Here is a 19,417-nt window from a genome sequence, read left to right on the forward strand (position 1 = left end):
CAATCAAGCGTCGCCGCCGAATAGTCTTGCGACCGCGCGGAGCACGATGTTGCCGACAAATAGCATATCGATGTCAGGCTTAAGCTGACAAATCCCGCTCAAGCTGGTCTAATGCCGGCATGGCATCTCCCCTTCTCTCTTCCGGCTTCAGCGACGCGCTCGTCATTCTTGGCGCTGCGGGATTGGTCATCCCTGCCTTTGCCCGCGCGAAGATCAGTCCCGTCATCGGTTTCATCCTCGTTGGACTGCTCGTCGGGCCGTTCGGACTCGGTGCGCTCGTCAAGACCTATCCATGGCTGTACCACATCACGATCTCCGATCCGCACGCGATCGAACCCTTTGCCGAGTTCGGCATCGTCCTGCTGCTGTTCTCGATCGGGCTCGAACTGTCGTTCAAGCGCCTCTGGTCGATGCGGCAATTGGTGTTCGGCACGGGCGCTGCGCAGTTGATCGCGTCGGGGATCATCCTCGGCACCGGCCTGCATCTGCTGATGGGGCTGGCCTGGACCGGGTCGATGGCGCTGGGCATAGCGCTATCGCTGTCCTCGACCGCCCTGGTCCTCCCGATCGCGGGGACGGCGAGCCCGGTCGGGCGGACCGCGTTCGCGATGCTGCTATTCGAGGATCTCGCGCTCGTCCCGATCATCTTCGTACTCGGCGCGCTCGGGCCGATGGCGGCGGCGGCGGGCTGGGCGGGGTTCGCCAAGGTCGGTGGGGTCGCGGTGCTGACGGTCGCGATCCTATTTGTCGGCGGCCGCATGCTTTTGCCACGGCTGTTCGCACAAGCCGCGCGGACGAAGAGTCCCGAACTGTTCCTCGCGGCCTCGCTGATCGTGGTTATCGCTGCCAGCCTCGCCACGACCGCGGCTGGGCTGTCGCCGATCGTTGGCGCGCTGATCGCGGGACTGCTGATCGCCGAGACCGACTATCATAGCGAGGTCGAGGTGATGACCTCGCCGTTCAAGGGGCTCGCGCTCGGCGTGTTCCTGATTACCGTCGGGATGAGTGTTGATATCGGAGCGATCCTCGCCGACTGGACCAGCTATCTGCTCGGCATCGCCGCCGTCGTCGCGATCAAGGCGGTGGTGACCTTCGGGCTGCTGCGGCTGTCGGGGATCCGCGGCGGTGTCGCGGCCGAGACCGGCGTGCTGATGGGTAGCCCGTCCGAAACGACGCTGATCGTGCTCGGCGCGGCGGGCCAGGCGCAACTGCTCGCGCCCGGGCTCGCCAGTTTCTGGCAGACCGTCACCGCGATCGGACTCACCATCACTCCGCTGCTGGCGATGCTCGGCAAGCGCGCGGCGAAGCGGATCGAGCAACGCGCCGAAACCTTGCCCGAGGCCGAAATCTCGCCCGAGGGCCCCGGCACCGTCGTGATCGGCTTCGGCCGCGTCGGGCGGATGGTGTGCGACATGCTCGCCGTCCATGGCCAGCCTTATGTCGCGGTCGAGGCGGATATCGACGCGGTGACCGCGGCGCGGGCGGAAGGCTATCCGGTGATCTTCGGCGACGTGGTGCGCCCCGAGCTGGTCGACCGGCTCAATCTCGGGCGTGCCAAGGCGCTGATCCTGACGATGAACGATCCGGTGCTGAGCATATCGATGACGCGGCGCGTGCGCGGCTGGGTGCCCGATCTGCCGATCATCGCGCGCGCGCGCGATACCGCGCATGCGGCGCAGCTCTACAAGGCGGGCGCGAGCGATGTCGTCCCGGAGACGCTCGAAAGCTCGCTGCAACTGGCCGAAGCGGTGCTGACCGATCTCGGCGTCGCGGTCGGGCCGGTGATCGCTTCGATCCACGAGAAGCGTGACGAGCTGCGCCGTGAGATCAAGGCGGCGGCCGAGATGGAAGTCCTGCCGCGGCTCAAGCGCGTCCGCGGCGTGATCCGGACCGAGGGTAGCGCAACCTAACGCCTCGGCGCGCGCGCACCCACCGCCTTGGCGCGGCGGGTTAGCCGGCTGCGAGCGCCGCCTTGACCGCATCGACCGCTTCGTTGCCCTTGGCTCCGTCAGGCCCGCCGCCCTGCGCCATGTCGGGCCGCCCGCCGCCGCCCTGGCCGCCGAGAGTGGCAACCGCGATCTTGAGCAGATCGACGGCGCTGCGCGTGGCCGTCAGATCGGCAGTGACGCCAACCGCGACCGAGGCGCGGCCGTCATTGACCGCGACGATCATCGCGATGCCCGAGCCGAGCCGCTGCTTCATCTCGTCGACCGTGCCGCGCAGGCCCTTGGGATCGAGCCCCTCGACCACCTGACCGAGGAACGCGACGTCGCCGATCGTTTCCGGACCGGCCGGAGCCGCCCCTGCCCCGCCGCCGAGCGCGAGCGCCTTCTTGGCCTCGGCGAGTTCGCGTTCCAACCGGCGGCGATCCTCGACCAGTGCGGCGACGCGCGCCGGCACTTCGTCTGGCGACGATTTCAACGCGGTCGCGGCTTCGCGAAGCTTCTCGTCGCGGCCGGTGAAATAGGCACGCGCGGCCTCCCCAGTGAGCGCCTCGACGCGGCGGATGCCCGAGGACACTGCGCCCTCGCCGACCACCGCGAACAGGCCGATATCGCCGAGCGCGCGGACGTGCGTGCCGCCGCACAGCTCGAGCGAATAGGTCTTGTCGACCCCGTCTTCCTTGGCGGTCCCCATCGAGACGACGCGGACCTCGTCGCCGTACTTTTCGCCGAACAGCGCCATCGCGCCTTCCTCGATCGCTTCGTCGGGCGTCATCAGCCGCGTCGCGACGGGCGAGTTGCCGCGGATGTGGTGGTTCACGTCGGCCTCGACCAAGGCGAGCGCGGCCGGATCGATCGCGCTCGGCTGCGAGAAATCGAAGCGCAGGCGTTCGGGCGCGACCAGGCTCCCCTTCTGCGCGACGTGGAGGCCGAGCCGCTGGCGCAGTGCCTCGTGCAGCAGATGCGTCGCGCTGTGGTTGGCGCGGATGCGGTCGCGGCGGGCGCGATCGATCGTCAAATGGAGCGCGTCCCCGACCGCGATCTCGCCCTCGGTGATCGTGGTGGCGTGCGCGAACAGGCGGCCGAGATACTTCCGCGTATCCTCGACCTGGCCGAGCACGCCCGGCGCGGTGAGTGTGCCGGTATCGCCGACCTGCCCGCCGCTCTCGGCATAGAAAGGCGTCTGGTTGAACAGGATCTCGACGCTTTCGCCGGCACCGGCGCGCTCGACGCGGGCGCCGTCCTTGACGATCGCGACGACCTGGCCCTCGCCTTCCTCGGCGGTGTAGCCGATGAATTCGGTGCTGCCGGTCGCCTCGGCGATGTCGAACCAGACGTCGTCGGAGGCGCGCTGGCCCGAGCCCTTCCAGGCGGCACGCGCGGCGCGCTTCTGCTCGGCCATCGCGGTGTCGAAGCCCGCGCGGTCGATCCCGAAGCCCTGCGCCCGCAGCGCGTCCTCGGTCAGATCATAGGGGAAGCCGAACGTGTCGTAGAGCTTGAACGCGGTTTCGCCGGGGAGCGTCGCGCCCGGTTCCATGCTCGCAGTCGCTTCGTCGAGCAGGCGGAGGCCGTTGACCAGCGTGCGGCGGAACTGCGTTTCCTCCTGCAGCAGCGTCGATTCGATCGACGCCTGCGCGCGGACGAGTTCTGGATAGGCCGCGCCCATTTCCGCGACGAGCGCGGGCACGAGCCGGTGCATCAACGGCTCCTTCGCGCCGAGCAGATGCGCATGGCGCATCGCGCGGCGCATGATCCGGCGCAGCACATAGCCGCGGCCCTCGTTCGACGGCAGCACGCCATCGGCGACGAGGAAGCCCGACGAGCGGAGGTGATCGGCGATCACGCGGTGGCTCGCCTGAGTCTCCGGGGTCAAAGCCGCGCCCGACTGCGCGACCGAGGCGCCGATCAGCGCCTTGAACGTGTCGGTGTCGTAATTGTCGTGGACGCCCTGCAGCACTGCCGCGACGCGCTCGAGCCCCATGCCGGTGTCGATCGACGGGCGCGGCAGCGGGTTGCGCGTGTCCTTGTCGACCTGCTCATATTGCATGAAGACGAGGTTCCAGATCTCGACGAAGCGATCGCCATCCTCGTCGGGGCTGCCGGGAGGGCCGCCGGGGATGTGATCGCCGTGATCGAAGAAGATCTCCGAGCAGGGGCCGCATGGGCCGGTGTCGCCCATCGACCAGAAATTGTCGTTGGTCGCGATGCGGATGATGCGCTCTTCGGGCAGCCCGGCGATCTTGCGCCACAGGTCGAACGCCTCGTCGTCGGTGTGATAGACGGTGACGGTCAGCCGGTTGGGGTCGATCCCCCATTCCCTGGTCAGCAAATTCCAGGCGAGCGTGATCGCGCGCTCCTTGAAATAATCGCCGAACGAGAAATTGCCGAGCATCTCGAAGAAGGTGTGGTGGCGCGCGGTGTAGCCGACATTGTCGAGGTCGTTATGCTTGCCCCCGGCGCGGACGCACTTCTGCGACGAGGTGGCGGTAACGTACGGCCGCGATTCGAGACCGGTGAAGACGTTCTTGAACGGCACCATCCCGGCATTGACGAACATCAGCGTCGGATCGTTCTGCGGCACGAGCGGCGCAGAGGCGACCTTGGCGTGGCCGTTGGCCGCGAAATAGTCGAGGAAGCTGCGACGGATGTCGTTGGTGGAAACCGGGGCTGAGAGCGAAGGCTGGGTCATGCGGCGTGGCTTAGGCGAGCGCGCGCCGTAGCTCAAGCGGGGCTCGGTTGGTCGCATCGCGCTATTTCGGAATAGACCCAAGCCACAAGTCGCGCGCGTCGACGAATGCAGAAGCTCAGTCACGACGACAGGTCGAGCGCCGATGCGGATGCGCCGGGTCGCCGCAACCAACCGGACACGCTTTCTCGCGGGGCTCGGCCGCACTCTTCTCGCGCAAACGGGGGGGCGACCGGCGGCCCGCTGCTGCCTTCGGGTCCGTTCGTGTCCGGCGGGTTTATTCCGGGCTCGTCGTACTCCCAATCGCTCCCCAGTAGACAAAAAATACCCGAGACCGTGATACTTGTGACGAGCACCGGTTGCGTCAACGAAACTTCGAACTAAGCTCGCGACGATGTTGAAGCTCCTGACGAGATCGCTCTTTGCGCTATCATGTCTGATTGCTGCGCCGACCGTAGCGATGGCGCAGAGGCCGGAAGGCACGCCGTTTGCCGACATCTCGAATGTCACGATCCTACCGTATGATGTCGAGGGACGAGACACGGCTGCGGTTCGCAGAGCTATCGACAAGGCTCGTCCGACCGATCCGAATGACGGCAAGCGCGTCGATGCTCTGAGTCGCTACAACTTTCGCTGGCGTTGGCGAAGCGGCGCGCAAGGGAAGTGCTCTACCACTCTGGAAGACGTGGTCTTCACCGCAACGGTAACCGCCCCCCGACTGATCAACGGCAGTCCGAAGGTCAACGAACGGTTCGACCGCTTCATCACCTCTTTGTATGCGCACGAAGACGGGCATATCCGCTACGCTTGGGATCATCGGAGCGATATCGCCGCCGCCATCAATTCCGCGACGTGCGCCACTGCCAACGAAGCGGCGCTGGCGGCCGTGAAGACAATTTCGGAACATGACATCGCATACGACAAGGCGACCAGACACGGCGCGACCACCGTCATACCTTTCGATTGAGAATCAGGCGCACTCCTGAACGCTTCTTCCTCTCAGGATGCAAAAGGCTGATGCCTTGAAACGCGCTAGGTGCGCAACTGGTGACTGGCTTCGGCCCTTGTCGGACGGTTAGCCGGCGAGGTTGGTCGGTCCGGCACGAGTGGCGGACCAAGCCGGCCTCTTATCACATCCCGTTACCCGAGCGGCGCGTCGAGCGAGGTCGGCGGCACGCTGAACCATTTCGGGCCCGCCGCGGTCATGTGGAAGCAATCCTCGAGCCGCACGCCGAACTTGCCCGGCAGATACAGGCCCGGCTCGTCGGAGAAGCACATTCCCTCGGCCAGCCTGGTCGTCTCGCCGTGGACGAGGTTGACCGGTTCGTGCCCGTCGAGCCCGATGCCGTGGCCGGTGCGGTGCGACAGGCCGGGGAGCGCGTATCGCGGGCCGTAGCCGAGCAATGTGTAATAGGCGCGGACCGCATCGTCGACCGCGCCCGCCGGTGTGCCGAGCTGCGCGGCTTCGAAGGCTTTCGCCTGGCCGGCGCGGACTTGCTCCCACACCGTGCGTTGTTCCTTGCTCGCCGCGCCGTAGACGAAGGTGCGCGAGACGTCCGATTGATAGCCCTGCACGGTGCAGCCGCAATCCATCAGCACGATCTGCCCGTCGGCGACGATCTGCGGATCGCGGCTGCCGTGCGGGAAGGCGGCGGCGGGGCCGATCAGGACGAGCGAAAATTCAGGGTCGCCGCCGAGCTGCACCGTCGCGGCGTTCATCAGCGCGGCGATGTCGGCGGGCTTCATGCCCTTTTCGACGCGCGGCCAGGTCCAGCGATACGCCGCGATCGTCACGTCGGTGGCGGTCTGCATCAGTGCGATCTCGAGCGCGGTCTTGCGCATCCGCACGCCGCGCACGACCGGATTGGCGCTGACGATCTTTGCACCGGGGAGCGCGTGCGCGAGGCCGTCGACCGCAAAATAGCGCACCGTCTCCTCGATGCCGATCGGGCGGCCGGCGAGCTTGCGATCCCGCAGGAAGCCGGCGACGAGCTTGGCCGGGTCCTCGTCCTCCTGCCAGACGCGGACTTCCGCGGGGACGCCGAGCGTCTGGCGGACCGAGGGTTCCTCGAAGAACGGGGTGACGATGGAGGGTTCGCCCTCGACCGGCAGGATCGCCGCGGTGAGGCGTTCGCTGCGGTGCCAGGTGATGCCGGTGAAATAGACCAGGCTCGAGCCCGATTCGATCAGCACCGCGCCGATCCCGTTCGCGCGCATCAGCGCTTGCGCGCGTTCGATCCGGCCGCGGCGCTCGACCGGGCCGATCGGCGTCGCGCCGGTCGTGAGCGAGCGGAGGCCGGTGAGGTCGGGCGCGGCGGCGCGCACGACGGCGGTCGCCGATAGCGCGGGGAGCGCCGCGGCGGCGCCGATCAGCGCGCGGCGCGTCAGCAGCGCTGTCGGGGCCGGGGTTCGGATCTGATGTGGCACGCGGCTCTCCCTGATTCGGCCGTCTGTGTGACAGCCCCGCCGGCACCTCGCAACGTTCGGCCCGGCGGTGCGCGCTTGACCGGGCGCGCAATCTCCCCTTGATGACCGGGAAAGAGCAAACTGGGGCGACACGTGGCGAAACGGCTGACTAGCTATATCCTGATCGGGCTGGTGCTCGGGTTGATCGTCGGCTGGGCGATCAATTTTCAGATCGCCGACGGTACGCCAGAGGCGACCGCGCGGCTCAAGGAGATCGGCGCGGGCTTCTCGATCGTCACGACAATCTTCCTGCGGCTGATCAAGATGATCATCGCGCCCTTGGTCTTCTCGACGCTGGTCGTCGGGATCGCGCATATGGGCGACATCGCCGCGCTCGGCCGTGTCGGGGGCCGCACGATGGCGTGGTTCGTCACCGCCTCGCTCGTCTCGCTCGCGCTCGGGTTGCTACTGTTCCACGGGATCGAGGCGGTGATCGACCTGGTCGCGCCGGGTACTGGCTTCGGCTTCAAGCTGCCGCCGCCGGCCGCTTCGGTCGGGCTCGACGAGAAAGCGTTCAACCTCACCAATTTCATCACGCACATCGTGCCATCGTCGGTCGTCGAGGCGATGGCGACCAACGAGATCATCCAGATCGTCCTGTTCTCGGTGTTCGCCGGGGTCGCGTTGACCGCGATCGGCGAGAAGGGCGAACCGATCGTGCGCGGTGCCGAGGCGCTCGCCGCGATGATGCTGCAGATCACCGACTACGTCATGCGCTGTGCGCCGTTCGCGGTGTTCGCGGCGATCACCGCGACGATCACGGTCAACGGGCTCGGGATCTTGTGGTCGCTCGGGCTGTTCGTCGGGGGCTTCTATCTCGGGCTCGCGACCTTGTGGCTGTTGCTGTTCGGCGCGGCGTTCGTGTTCGTCGGTCCGCGGGCGTTTGGGCTGGCGCGGTATATCCGCGAGCCGATCCTGCTGGCGTTCTCGACGGCATCGTCCGAGGCGGCGTATCCGCGCACGCTCGAGGCGCTCGACCGGTTCGGCGTTCCGCGGCGGATCTCGAGCTTCGTGCTGCCGCTCGGCTATTCGTTCAATCTCGACGGGTCGATGATGTATATGACCTTCGCGACGCTGTTCATCGCGCGCGTCTATGGCATCGACCTGCCGTTCGGCACGCAGATCGTGATGCTGCTCGTGCTGATGATCACCTCGAAGGGGATTGCCGGCGTGCCGCGCGCGTCGCTCGTCGTGATCGCGGCGGTGATGGGGCAGTTCGGCATTCCCGAGGCGGGGCTGCTGCTGATCCTGCCGGTCGACCAGTTCCTCGACATGGGGCGATCGGCGACCAACGTCGTCGGCAATGCAGTGGCGACGACGGTGGTGGCGAAGTGGGAGGGCGCGCTCGGCGAGCCGGTGGCGGCGGAGATCGAACCGCCGCATGCGCCGCATCGGGCTTAGGCTCGCCCCCTTCTTCGTCACCCCGGCCTTGTGCCGGGGTCTACCGTGCCGCGCGTGCTACGACGGCATCACGTGTTTCGCGGTGGACCCCGGGACACGCCCGGGGAGACGGGTAGCCAGCTCAGGCGTAGGCGTAGGGCCCGCCCTTTTCGAGCGCGGCCTGATAGGCCGGGCGGGCGTGGATCTTGTCGAGCCAGGCGATCGTCGCTGGACGGCTGGCATCAAGCCCGGCGCGGCTCTTTGCGGCTTCGAGCGGGAAGCTCATCATGATGTCGGCGCCGGTCAGCGCGTCGCCTGCAAACCACGGCCGCTTGGCGAGTTCGGATTCGACATAGTCGAGATGGACGTCGATCATCGGCTGGACGCGCTTGGCCGCCGACGCGCCGAGCAGCGGGATCCGGTTGAGGACGAGGAGCAGCAACAAAGGCGGCATCACCGACCCCTCGGCATAATGCAGGAACTGGCGATAGCGCAGCACGTCGTCGCGGTGCGCCGGGGGGCCGAGCTTGCCGTCGGCATATTCGACCAGATAATCGATGATCGCGCCGGTCTCGACCAGCGTCTGCCCGGCGGCGGTGTCCTCGAGGATCGGCGACTTGCCGAGCGGATGGACGCGCTTCAATTCGGGCGGGGCGAGCATCGTCTTGGCGTCACGCTGATAGCGCTTGATCTCATAGGGCAGCCCGAGCTCCTCGAGCATCCACAGGATGCGCTGCGAGCGCGAGTTGTTGAGATGGTGGACGATGAGGGTCATGCGCGCGCTCCGGACTTGTACAGGATCAACCGATCGTAGAGCGGAACGCGGAAAGTCGCACTAAAGTCGCACCGTCACGACACGCGCTTCGTCCCGCCCACCATATGAAAGGCCCGCCATTGCTGGCGGGCCTTCCCGGTTTTGCGACGGCGTGATCCTGCCGCCTGTCGTAAGAGCGCGGCCGAGCCCTGCCGTCGCTCCCTGCCCCGGACCAGGACGGCCCGAAGCGAACTCACATCTCGGGCTCGTCACCGTCGTCGGGCTCGCCGCCGACCATCATTTCCTCGGCGACCTTGTCGGTGCGCGCGCGGATCGAGGCTTCGAGCCGGTCGGACATTTCGGGATGCTCCTTGAGGAACGTCTTCGAATTCTCGCGGCCCTGGCCGATGCGGACGCTGTCATAGGAGAACCACGCGCCCGACTTCTCGACCAGGCCGGCCTTGACGCCGAGATCGAGGATCTCGCCGATCTTCGACACGCCCTGCCCGTACATGATGTCGAACTCGACCTGCTTGAACGGCGGCGCGACCTTGTTCTTGACGACCTTGACGCGCGTCGTGTTGCCAATGATCTCGTCGCGATCCTTGATCTGCCCGGTCCGGCGGATGTCGAGGCGGACCGAAGCGTAGAATTTCAGCGCGTTGCCGCCGGTCGTCGTCTCGGGATTGCCGTACATCACGCCGATCTTCATGCGCAGCTGGTTGATGAAGATCACCATGCAGCGCGAGCGGCTGATCGAGCCGGTCAGCTTGCGCAAGCTCTGCGACATCAGACGTGCCTGCAGGCCGACATGGCTGTCGCCCATCTCGCCCTCGATTTCGGCGCGCGGCACCAGCGCCGCGACCGAATCGACCACCAGCACGTCGATCGCGTTGGAGCGCACCAGTGTATCGACGATCTCGAGCGCCTGCTCGCCCGTATCCGGCTGCGAGACAATCAGCTCGTCGATGTTGACGCCCAATTTCTTGGCATAGACGGGATCGAGCGCATGTTCGGCATCGACGAAGGCAGCGGTGCCGCCGGTCTTCTGCGCTTCGGCGATCACGTGGAGCGCGAGCGTCGTCTTGCCCGACGATTCAGGGCCGTAAATCTCGATCACACGCCCGCGCGGCAAACCGCCGACGCCGAGCGCGATGTCGAGCCCGAGCGAGCCGGTCGAGATCACCTCGACCTGCATCGTCTGCTTCGAGCCCAGCTTCATCGCCGAGCCCTTGCCGAACGCGCGATCGATCTGCGCGAGCGCGGCTTCGAGCGCCTTCGCGCGTTCGTCCTTGGCCTTTTCGGCGGCCTTGTCCGTGGATGCTGCCATTTTGCTGTCGATGACCTTCAAAGATACCGCCATTGGTAGCTCCCGTCGCTAGACCGAACGCCCGTCGCGTTCAATGCGTGACGACGATGTATCGCATTTGTTCTGCAAGAACAAGAGCGGAACGACAGGCGTTTTTTTCGAAGGCCGCAGGACAGGTTACAGCGGCAGGTTAGGGAAGCCCGCCGCCACCCATCGCGCCGTAGACCTGGCCGGTGGTGAAGCTTGCGTCATTCTCGGCGAACGCGACATAGATGTTGGCGAGTTCACCGGGCTGGCCGGGCCGGCCGAGCGGGGTCTGGCCCCCGAATTGCTCGAGCTTTTCCATAGTCGCGCCGCCCGAGACCTGGAGCGGCGTCCACACCGGCCCCGGCGCGACGCCGTTGACGCGGATTCCCTTTTCGGCAAGCTGCTGCGCGAGGCTGCGGACGTAGCTCGTCGTCGCCGCCTTGGTCATCGCATAATCGTACAGGTCCTTCGACGGCATCGTCGCCTGCTCGGACGTCGTACCGATGATCGACGAGCCCGGCTGGAGATGCGGCACCGCGGCCTTGATGATCCAGAACGGCGCGTAGATGTTGGTCTTGATCGTCGCGTCGAAATCTTCGCTGGAGAGATCGAGGATAGAGGCGCGGGTCTGCTGGCGCGCGGCGTTGCTGACGAGGATGTCGAGCCCGCCCAATTGCTCGACCGCGGTGGCGACCAGCGTCTGGCAGAACGCCTCGTCGCGCAGATCGCCCGGAATCGCGACGCCCTTGCGACCGGCTGCCTCGATCAGCGCGATCACCTCGCGCGCATCCTCTTCCTCATTGGGGAAATAGTTGATCGCGACGTCGGCGCCTTCGCGCGCATAGGCGATCGCCGCGGCGCGCCCCATGCCCGAATCGCCACCGGTGATCAGCGCCTTGCGGCCCTCGAGCCGGCCCGAACCGCGATAGCTGTCCTCGCCATGATCGGGCTTGGGCGTCATCTTGCTGGCAAGCCCTGGCCAGTCCTGGGTCTGCTTTTCGAACGGCGGCTTGGGGCCCTGCCGCGGATCCTTGAGAATGGCCATGTCATGTTCCCGTCGATTGGAGCTTCGGCAGGGGAAACCCCACCAGCCCGCAACGGGTTCATGAAAAACGCCAGGCCGTGGCGTGCGTCAGCCGAGCGCGTCGAGCGCCTTCGACACGCCGTCCATCGTGAACGGCTTGGGCAAGGTCGGGCGATCGCGATACTGTTCGGCGACGGTATCGTGCGATCCGCCGGTCGCGAAGACGAACGGGATGCCCTTATCCGCCAACACGTCGGCGATTGGGAAGCTCTTCTCGCCGCCGCGCAAATTGACGTCGAGGATCGCCGCGTCGACGCCGCCATCAGCGATGATCGCGAGCGCCGCCTCGATCGTATCGGCCGAGCCCGCGACCGTCTTGCCGAGGACATCGAGAAAATCCTCGATCATCATGGCAATAAGGGGCTCGTCTTCGACGATCAGGATACTCTGGGCGCTCATTGTGCGCCCTTAGCGCCCTATAACGCCATCCGCCAAGTCATTTCGCGCGCAGCGCCTCGCGCGTCGCCTCGGCAAGTTGCTGCACCGAAAAGGGTTTGGCCAGAAAGGCGACATTGTCGAGATCGATCGATTTGCGCAGCGTTTCCTCGGCATAGCCCGACATGAACAGGATCGGCAGGTCGGGATAGCGCGTGCGGACCTGGCGGACCATCGTCGGCCCGTCCATCAGCGGCATCATGACGTCGGAAATGAGCAGATCGGGCTTGTCGCACGATTCGAGCAGTTCGAGTGCCGCCTCACCATGTTCGGCGGTGAGCACGGTATAGCCCTGCCGCGTCAGCGCGCGCTCGGCGACGGCGCGGACCATGTCCTCGTCCTCGACCAGCAGAATCGTGCCCGTTCCCCACAGATCGGCGGGCTTTTCGCGCGGGAGCGCCTTGGCGGGCGCCGCATCGACCAGCGCGCCCGCGGTGTGGACGGGCAGATAGATCGTGAACACCGCCCCTGCCCCGCCCTTCGGCCCGGTCTTGACGCTGTCGGCGAAGATCCAGCCGCCCGATTGCTTGACGATGCCGTAGACGGTCGAAAGGCCGAGCCCGGTGCCCTTCCCCACTTCCTTGGTGGTGAAGAAGGGTTCGAAGATCTTGGGCAGGATCTCGGGCGGGATGCCGCCGCCGGTATCGGACACTTCGAGCACGACATAATCGGACGCGGGCAGGATGTCCGAGCCGAGCTTGCGCACCTGCGCGGCGGTGACGGCGTAGGTCTGGATCGTCAGCGTGCCGACGCCGCGCGAATCCTTGGCGATCATCGCGTCGCGCGCATTGACCGCGAGATTGACGACGACCTGCTCGAGCTGCCCCGGATCGGCGCGCACGGGCGAGAGGTTGCGGCCGTGTTTGACGGTCAGCGTCACCGTTTCGCCGAGCAGCCGCTTGAGCAGCGTCGAGACTTCCGAGATCACGTCGGGCAGCTGCAACACCTGCGGGCGCAGCGTCTGCTGGCGCGAGAAAGCGAGCAATTGGCGCGTCAGGCTCGCCGCGCGGTTGGAATTGGCGCGGATCTGCTGGATGTCGTCATAATCGCTGTCGCCGGGCGAATGGCGCATCAGCATCAGGTCGCAATGCCCGATGATGGCGGTGAGGATATTGTTGAAATCGTGCGCGACGCCGCCGGCGAGCTGCCCGACCGCCTGCATCTTGGTCGCCTGCGCGACCTCGCGCTTGAGCCGCGTTTCCTCGCTATTGTCCTTGAGGCTGAGCAGCACCGCCGAATCGCCCAGCCCTCGCGCACCCGCGATCGACAGCGCGACCGGCTCGTCCGGGTGGTCCTTCAAGCGCACCGCGAGATCGGTCGAATGCGTGGCACCCCCGGCGAAGCGGCGGATCGCGTCCGCCACGACGCCCTTGTCCTCGCGCACCAGCAGATCGCCCGGATAGATCGGCGGGCTCGCCGGATCGACCGCGGCGGCGCGGGCGAAGGCGTCGTTCATCTGCAGGAAGCGGCCGTCGGCGCCGATCAGCGCGACGCCGAACGGCATCAGCGAGACGAGGCTGCGGATGTGTGCGCTCGCGCTCTCGCCGATCGCGGCGTGGCCCTCCTCCTCGTCGATCAGCGCGACGAGCATCGGCGCGTCCTCGCCATCGAGGAACGGGATCTGCAGCACGCGTAACGGGTTGCGCGTCAGGCCCTCGCGCTCGAAGCGCGCCATGCCTTGCGCATCGGTGATCAGGAAGCGCGCGAAATCGCGGCCGAGGATCGCGCCCTCCTCCTGCCCCATCGCGCGGGCGCGCAGCACGCGGTTGGCGGCGCGGATACGACCGTCGGGGTTGATCAGCGCCGCCATGATCCCGGCGCTGCCGAGCCGGTCTCCCGTCGCGCCGGCGATGAGGTTTTCCATCGTCTTGGCGAGATCGAGCCCCTGCGGCGCGAAGAAGCGCCAGACGAGCAGATTGTCGTCCTCGCCGACGCGGGTCACCTCGGCCGAGACCGTCGCCCCCTTGACGACGAGGCGCTCGACCGTGGCCGCGCCGTCGCGCCACGCCGCGCGCCCGGTGCTGCCGAGCCGATCGACTCCGCCGGCGTCGAGCGGCAGGCCCGGCGGGGTCGGAAAACCGCCGAACAGCGCTTCGTAGCGATCGTTCGCGCAGACCAGGCGCCCCGCGCGATCGGTCACCGCGATCGCGTCGGGGCTGCTCGCGGCGAGCGCGCGCGCGACGCTCCAATCGGGTTCGTTCGCCGTTCCGGCATTGGCCGGGAACAGGCGGCGCCAGGCGATCAACCCGCCGCCGATGACCAAGGCGGCGGCGAGAAAGGCGCCGGCGATCGGAATGCTGTGGAGGAGCGCGAGGATGATGAGCGCGGCGAGCAGGCCGCAGCCGATCGCGATCAGCGCGGCGCTGCGCGTGGCATCGGTTTGCGGGGTCGCGGGGAGCGTGGCCATCGCCGCATGCTGTGGGCGCTGCGCGGCGCGCGTCAAGACTTAAGCGGCGCTGTGCCGCGGATCGTTTGGGGTTCGCGACGAAACCCCGCACGGCATGACCGGCCCCCGCATAGGCTGCGGGGGCCGGTCACGGATCTTACCAGACCTTCACGCGCTCGGCGGGCGCGAGGTACATCTTGTCGCCGGGCTTGACGCCGAACGCGGCGTACCAGGCATCGACGTTGCGCACTTCCATCGTGCGGAACGGACCCGGCGAATGCGGGTCGCTCAGCAGCTGCGAGCGCAAAGCGGGCTCGCGGAACTTGATCCGCCAGACCTGCGCATAGCCGAGGTAGAAGCGCTGGTCGCCGGTCAGACCGTCGATCACCGGCGCGGGCTTGCCGCCGAGCGAGCGGTGATAGGCGTCATACGCGAGCGCAAGGCCGGCGAGATCGGCCATGTTTTCGCCGAGCGTCAGGCCGCCCTTGATGTGCTGGCCGGGGAGCGGCTCGTACGCGTCATACTGCTTGACCAGCTGATCGGTCATCGCGGTGAAGCGTGCGACGTCCTGCGGCGTCCACCATTCCTTCAGCGCGCCGGTCGGATCGAACTTGCGGCCCTGATCGTCGAAGTGATGGCTGAGCTCATGGCCGATGACGACGCCGATGCCGCCATAGTTGACCGCGGGATCGGCCTTCGCGTCGAAGAACGGCGGCTGGAGGATCGCCGCCGGGAAGACGATCTCGTTCATCGGCGGGTTGGCGTAGGCGTTCACCGTCATCGGGGTCATGCCCCATTCGGTGCGGTCGATCGGCTGACCGAGCTTGTGCAGGTCGCGCTGATATTCGAACTGGTTGCCCGCGGCGACGTTGCCCACGAGATCGTCGCGCTTGACCTGCAGCGCGCTATAATCGCGCCACTTGGTCGGGTAGCCGATCTTGGGGGTGAACGCCGCGAGCTTGGCGTGCGCCTTGACCTTGGTCTCGGGCGCCATCCAGGTCAGCTTGTCGATCCGCGTGCCCATCGCCGCGATGATGTTCTTGACGAGCTGATCGGCCGACGCCTTCGATGCGGGCGGGAAATAGGCCGCGACGTACTGCTGGCCGACATCCTCGCCGAGCGCACCCGACACCGTCGCGACGCCGCGCTTCCAGCGCACCGGCTGCTGCGGCGCGCCGCTCAGCACGGTGCCGTAGAAGGCGAAATTGGCGTCGTTGATCGGCTTCGACAGATAGCCGGCATAGGAGCGCAGCGTGCGCAGGATCATGTAATCCTGGAGCACCTGCACCGGCGCGTCGGCGAACGCCTTGGCCTCGCCCGCGATCGCGCTCGGCATCCCGACGATATAGCTCGCCTGGCCGGCGGTGCCGGTCGCCTGGAGATAGGCGCCCCACGGGAAGCCCATCGCCTTGCCATCGAAATCAGCGGCGAGATACTTGTTGTAGGTCAGATCGGCGTTGCGCGACTTGACGCGGTCCCAATGCGCCTCGGCGAGCGTCTTCTCGAACGCGAACACGGCTGCGGCACGCTGCGCGGCATTGTCCTGCCCGGCGAGGCCGAGCATCGTCGCCTGATACGCCTGGTACTTGGTGCGCGTGTCGGCGAGCTTGGGGTCATCCTTCAGATAATAGTCGCGATCAGGCAGGCCGAGGCCGCCCTGATAGACGTGGACGATATAGTTTTCGGGAGCCTTGTCGTCCTGCCCGACACCGACGCCGAACAGACCGCCGACGCCACGCTGCTGGAGCTTGGCCATTTCGGTCGCGAGCGCGGTCTTGTCCTTGGCGGCCTGGATCTCGGTGATCCACGGCTGGATCGGCGCGATGCCCTTCGCGTTGACTGCGGCTTCATCCATGAAGCTTGCGTAGAAGTCGCCGATCTTGTTGCCCGGCGTCGCCGTCGCCTTGTCGAGGATGATGCGCGTCCGCTCGAGAGAGCGATCGGAGAGCGCGTTGAACATCCCGTAGGTCGCCTTGTCGTCGGGGATTTGCGTCTTCGCTTCCCACGCACCGCCGGCATATTTCACGAAATCGTCGCCGGGCTTAACCGCTGTATCCATGCCGGCAGTGTCGATACCGAAGCTACCGAGCTCGGCGCCGGTGCTCGCGCTCGGCGCGGCTACCGGTTTCGGCTTGCTGGTCTGCGCGTAGGTTACGCCACCCACCGCGGCCGATGCCAGCAGCGAGAGCGTAAGGAGCGAAAAACGCATACAAATGTATCCTTCCTGAACAATATTGCTGCGTGTTGTACCGCTATGACACGGGCAGTCAAATCGTTCTTGTCGGCCCTTCGCGATGCGCACGGGCGCGCCATTTGCGCGCGATCCGGAAGCGCCAGACGAGGCTCGCCACGGCATGGCCGGCGATCGACAGGCCGATCGCGAGGATCACCAGCCCGACGATCGTCGCGGGGCCGCCATGCGACACCAGCCAGTGCAGCCAGCTGGCATTGGCCTGGACATTGCTCGCGATCGGCGCGCCGGGCACGTCGCGGTCGAGCCGCAACACCCAATGGCCGATCTCATACGCGCTCCAGAACAACGGCACGGTAGTGAGCGGATTGTGCAGCAGCGTCGTGCCGACCGCGACCGGCACGTTGGCGCGCACCGGCAGCGCGGTCAGCGCGGCGAGCGGCATGTGCGCGAACGGGAAGAGGATGCCGGTGAACAGCCCGAGCGCGACGCCGCGTGGGACCGACCGGCGCGTGAAGCGCCACAGCGACGGCGCGAGGATGCGGTGTGCGACCGGGCGGAGATAGCGATTCGCCTCGATGCTGTCGCGCGTCGGCACATGGCCACGCGCCCAGCCCGCCGCGCGGGAAACGGGCCCGGAGCGCGGCGCGACGCGGTCAGCCACGGTCGCGCATGATCCGGCCCTGCTCACGCTTCCAGTCGCGCTCCTTGATCGAGTCGCGCTTGTCGTGATCCTTCTTGCCCTTGGCGAGCGCGAGCTCGATCTTGGCGCGGCCCTTCGAGTTGAAATAGACCATCAGCGGCACGAGCGTCATGCCCTCGCGGTTGACCGCGCCGTGCATCTTGTTGATCTCGCGCTCCTTGAGGAGCAGCTTGCGCACCCGCTTAGGTTCGTGATTGTAGCGGTTGCCATGGCTGAATTCGGGAACGTTCGAATTGATCAGCCAGACCTCGCCGTCCTTCACCTCGGCATAGCTTTCGGCGATCGAGCCGGTGCCCGAGCGCAGCGACTTCACCTCGGTGCCGGTCAGCGCGATGCCCGCCTCATAGACCGTCTCGATGTAATAATCGTACCGCGCGCGCCGGTTCTCGGCGACGATCTTGGTCTTTTCGAAGAGTGGGGGTTGGGGACGCGCCATGGGAGCCGCGATGTAGGCGTTGCCGCGCGGAAACAAAAGCCATCCAGACAATTTAGCCGAGCCGACCGCGTAAAGCGCGCGCCGAGCGCCCATCTATGGTTAAGATGCAATGGCCGCTCGCGCGATTGCCGGTTTCGATGTAGAGTCTCGCCATGTCCGATCTCGCTGCCCCCAAATATGCAAGCCACAGCTTTGCGATCGCCATCGATGCGGCCGACATCGATTTCATGGGGCACGTCAACAATGCCTCCTATCTCAAATGGGTACAGGATGCGGTGGTGAGCCACTGGCAGCGTTTCGCGCCGAGCGAGGCGCTGGCGACGCACGCCTGGGTCGCGCTCAAGCACGAGATCACCTATCGCAAGCCGACCTTCCTCGACGACGAGGTGATCGCCACCGTGCTGCTCGAAAAGGTGCAGGGCGCGCGGGCGTTCTACGAGACGGTGATCAAGCGCGGCGAGGATGTGCTCGCTGAGGTGAAGTCGAGCTGGTGCTGCCTGAATGTTGAGACGATGCGGCCGGCGCGGTTGGCGCAGGGCGTGATCGACCGGTTTTTCGCGAAGGATTGAGGCTTCGCAAGCCCAACCCCTCCCCTTCAGGGGAGGGGTTGGGGTGGGGAGGTGTCCGCAAGCGCTCGTCTCTGCGAGGCTTCCCCCACCCCCTTCCCCTCCCCTGAAGGGGAGGGGCAAGAATGAGTTAGGCCAGCCCCGCCGCAGCCAGCCCGGCATCGACCGCACGCTGGCTCGCGTCGCTCGGCCAGGTCATCGGTAGGCGGAGCGCCTTGGGGAAGTCCGGGCGGATCTTGTTGACCGCGTACTTCACCGGGCCAGGCGAGGCGTCGGTGAACAGCGCCACATGCAGCGCGAACAGCCGGTCGTGCAGCGCCAGGGCCTCGACATAATCCCCGGCCGCGCAGGCCGCCTGGAACTCGGCGCACAACCGCGGCGCGACGTTTGCCGTCACCGAGATGCACCCGATCCCGCCGGTCGCATTGAACGCCAGCGCCATGTCGTCATTGCCCGACAACTGCTCGAACCCTTCGGGGCACGCCGCGCGCTGTGCGGAGACGCGCTGGATCACGCCGGTCGCGTCCTTGATGCCGATCACGCTCGGCATGGCGTGCGCGATCCGCGCAACGGTCTCGACCGCGATGTCGGTCACGGTGCGGCCAGGCACGTTGTAGAGCACGATCGGCAGATCGCACGATCCCGCCACGGCCTCGAAATGGCGGAAGATGCCCTCCTGGTTGGGCCGGTTATAGTAAGGCGGCACCATCAGCGCCGCGTCCGCGCCCGCGGCCTTGGCCGCCTTGATGTTGTGGATCGCGACGCGCGTGTCGTTCGAGCCCGCGCCCGCCAGCACCGGAACGCGGCCCCGCGCCTGGTCCACGCAGACGCCGACGATGTGGAAATGCTCCTCGGCGGTGAGCGTCGCGGCCTCGCCGGTCGTGCCGACCGGGACGAGGCCGGCCGAGCCCTCGGCAATCTGCCACTCGACGAAATCGCGATAGGCGCGCTCGTCGAAACTGCCGTCAGCGGCGAACGGCGTGACCAACGCCGGGATCGATCCCGAAAACATACCGAATTGCTCCTGCGGACGGAATTCCGTCGCATTTCT

General features: G+C 66.7%; 15 protein-coding genes. 4 read left to right on the forward strand and 11 right to left on the reverse strand.

Going from position 1 to position 19,417, the window contains the following annotated elements; genetic code table 11:
- Window positions 1–119 precede the first annotated feature (119 nt).
- Window positions 120–1,910, forward strand: a complete 1,791-nt coding sequence (locus EAH76_RS05585) for a cation:proton antiporter (RefSeq protein ID WP_140849009.1) — start codon at window positions 120–122, stop codon at window positions 1,908–1,910.
- Between the two features lie 40 nt (window positions 1,911–1,950).
- On the opposite strand, the gene alaS is transcribed toward EAH76_RS05585, so the two are convergent.
- On the reverse strand, window positions 1,951–4,632 hold the full coding sequence (gene alaS, locus EAH76_RS05590; RefSeq protein ID WP_140849011.1) for an alanine--tRNA ligase: 2,682 nt from the start codon (window positions 4,630–4,632) through the stop codon (window positions 1,951–1,953).
- A 391-nt stretch (window positions 4,633–5,023) separates the two neighbouring features.
- Here alaS and EAH76_RS05595 point away from each other — a divergent pair, with 391 nt between their 5' ends.
- Window positions 5,024–5,596: a DUF922 domain-containing protein gene (locus EAH76_RS05595; protein ID WP_140849013.1), complete on the forward strand. Its 573-nt coding sequence runs from the start codon at window positions 5,024–5,026 to the stop codon at window positions 5,594–5,596.
- Between the two features lie 173 nt (window positions 5,597–5,769).
- On the opposite strand, the gene EAH76_RS05600 is transcribed toward EAH76_RS05595, so the two are convergent.
- Window positions 5,770–7,056, reverse strand: a complete 1,287-nt coding sequence (locus tag EAH76_RS05600; protein ID WP_431357974.1) for a M24 family metallopeptidase — start codon at window positions 7,054–7,056, stop codon at window positions 5,770–5,772.
- Between the two features lie 132 nt (window positions 7,057–7,188).
- Here EAH76_RS05600 and EAH76_RS05605 point away from each other — a divergent pair, with 132 nt between their 5' ends.
- A complete protein-coding gene (locus tag EAH76_RS05605) occupies window positions 7,189–8,496 on the forward strand; it encodes a dicarboxylate/amino acid:cation symporter (protein ID WP_140849015.1) in 1,308 nt (435 codons plus the stop codon).
- A gap of 121 nt (window positions 8,497–8,617) precedes the next feature.
- Here EAH76_RS05605 and EAH76_RS05610 read toward each other — a convergent pair whose 3' ends face one another.
- From EAH76_RS05610 to smpB, 8 genes are all read right to left on the reverse strand, one after another.
- Entirely contained in the window at window positions 8,618–9,250 is a 633-nt protein-coding gene (locus EAH76_RS05610) for a glutathione S-transferase family protein (RefSeq protein WP_140849017.1), read from the reverse strand.
- Window positions 9,251–9,482: 232 nt separating this feature from the next.
- A complete protein-coding gene (gene recA, locus EAH76_RS05615) occupies window positions 9,483–10,592 on the reverse strand; it encodes a recombinase RecA (protein ID WP_029625358.1) in 1,110 nt (369 codons plus the stop codon).
- 136 nt (window positions 10,593–10,728) lie between these two features.
- On the reverse strand, window positions 10,729–11,610 hold the full coding sequence (locus EAH76_RS05620) for an SDR family oxidoreductase (protein WP_140849019.1): 882 nt from the start codon (window positions 11,608–11,610) through the stop codon (window positions 10,729–10,731).
- A gap of 87 nt (window positions 11,611–11,697) precedes the next feature.
- A complete protein-coding gene (locus EAH76_RS05625) occupies window positions 11,698–12,048 on the reverse strand; it encodes a response regulator (RefSeq protein WP_140849021.1) in 351 nt (116 codons plus the stop codon).
- Window positions 12,049–12,085: 37 nt separating this feature from the next.
- Complete coding sequence (locus EAH76_RS05630; RefSeq protein ID WP_140849023.1) at window positions 12,086–14,491, reverse strand: response regulator; 2,406 nt, start codon at window positions 14,489–14,491, stop codon at window positions 12,086–12,088.
- A 136-nt stretch (window positions 14,492–14,627) separates the two neighbouring features.
- A complete protein-coding gene (locus EAH76_RS05635) occupies window positions 14,628–16,679 on the reverse strand; it encodes a M13 family metallopeptidase (protein WP_140849025.1) in 2,052 nt (683 codons plus the stop codon).
- Window positions 16,680–16,737: 58 nt separating this feature from the next.
- On the reverse strand, window positions 16,738–17,325 hold the full coding sequence (locus EAH76_RS05640) for a DUF2062 domain-containing protein (RefSeq protein ID WP_140849027.1): 588 nt from the start codon (window positions 17,323–17,325) through the stop codon (window positions 16,738–16,740).
- Window positions 17,318–17,800 carry an SsrA-binding protein SmpB gene (smpB, locus tag EAH76_RS05645; protein WP_140849029.1) on the reverse strand — a complete coding sequence of 161 codons (483 nt, stop codon included), beginning with the start codon at window positions 17,798–17,800 and terminating at the stop codon, window positions 17,318–17,320. Before smpB ends, EAH76_RS05640 begins: the two co-directional genes overlap by 8 nt.
- Before the next feature lie 152 nt (window positions 17,801–17,952).
- On the opposite strand from smpB, the gene EAH76_RS05650 reads away from it, so the two are divergent.
- Window positions 17,953–18,369: an acyl-CoA thioesterase gene (locus tag EAH76_RS05650; RefSeq protein WP_140849031.1), complete on the forward strand. Its 417-nt coding sequence runs from the start codon at window positions 17,953–17,955 to the stop codon at window positions 18,367–18,369.
- 127 nt (window positions 18,370–18,496) lie between these two features.
- On the opposite strand, the gene dapA is transcribed toward EAH76_RS05650, so the two are convergent.
- Window positions 18,497–19,378: a 4-hydroxy-tetrahydrodipicolinate synthase gene (gene dapA, locus EAH76_RS05655; RefSeq protein WP_140849033.1), complete on the reverse strand. Its 882-nt coding sequence runs from the start codon at window positions 19,376–19,378 to the stop codon at window positions 18,497–18,499.
- Window positions 19,379–19,417 lie beyond the last annotated feature (39 nt).

Source organism: Sphingomonas glacialis, from assembly GCF_006439055.1.
Classification (GTDB): Bacteria; Pseudomonadota; Alphaproteobacteria; order Sphingomonadales; family Sphingomonadaceae; genus Sphingomonas; species Sphingomonas glacialis_A.

Bases quoted from the DNA above. Each gene is read 5' to 3' on its own strand.
- EAH76_RS05585 (WP_140849009.1), top strand. From the start codon at position 120: ATGGCATCTCCCCTTCTCTCTTCCGGCTTCAGCGACGCGCTCGTCATT.
- alaS (WP_140849011.1), bottom strand. From the start codon at position 4,632: ATGACCCAGCCTTCGCTCTCAGCCCCGGTTTCCACCAACGACATCCGT.
- EAH76_RS05595 (WP_140849013.1), top strand. From the start codon at position 5,024: ATGTTGAAGCTCCTGACGAGATCGCTCTTTGCGCTATCATGTCTGATT.
- EAH76_RS05610 (WP_140849017.1), bottom strand. From the start codon at position 9,250: ATGACCCTCATCGTCCACCATCTCAACAACTCGCGCTCGCAGCGCATC.
- recA (WP_029625358.1), bottom strand. From the start codon at position 10,592: ATGGCGGTATCTTTGAAGGTCATCGACAGCAAAATGGCAGCATCCACG.
- EAH76_RS05620 (WP_140849019.1), bottom strand. From the start codon at position 11,610: ATGGCCATTCTCAAGGATCCGCGGCAGGGCCCCAAGCCGCCGTTCGAA.
- EAH76_RS05625 (WP_140849021.1), bottom strand. From the start codon at position 12,048: ATGAGCGCCCAGAGTATCCTGATCGTCGAAGACGAGCCCCTTATTGCC.
- EAH76_RS05630 (WP_140849023.1), bottom strand. From the start codon at position 14,491: ATGGCCACGCTCCCCGCGACCCCGCAAACCGATGCCACGCGCAGCGCC.
- EAH76_RS05635 (WP_140849025.1), bottom strand. From the start codon at position 16,679: ATGCGTTTTTCGCTCCTTACGCTCTCGCTGCTGGCATCGGCCGCGGTG.
- smpB (WP_140849029.1), bottom strand. From the start codon at position 17,800: ATGGCGCGTCCCCAACCCCCACTCTTCGAAAAGACCAAGATCGTCGCC.
- EAH76_RS05650 (WP_140849031.1), top strand. From the start codon at position 17,953: ATGTCCGATCTCGCTGCCCCCAAATATGCAAGCCACAGCTTTGCGATC.
- dapA (WP_140849033.1), bottom strand. From the start codon at position 19,378: ATGTTTTCGGGATCGATCCCGGCGTTGGTCACGCCGTTCGCCGCTGAC.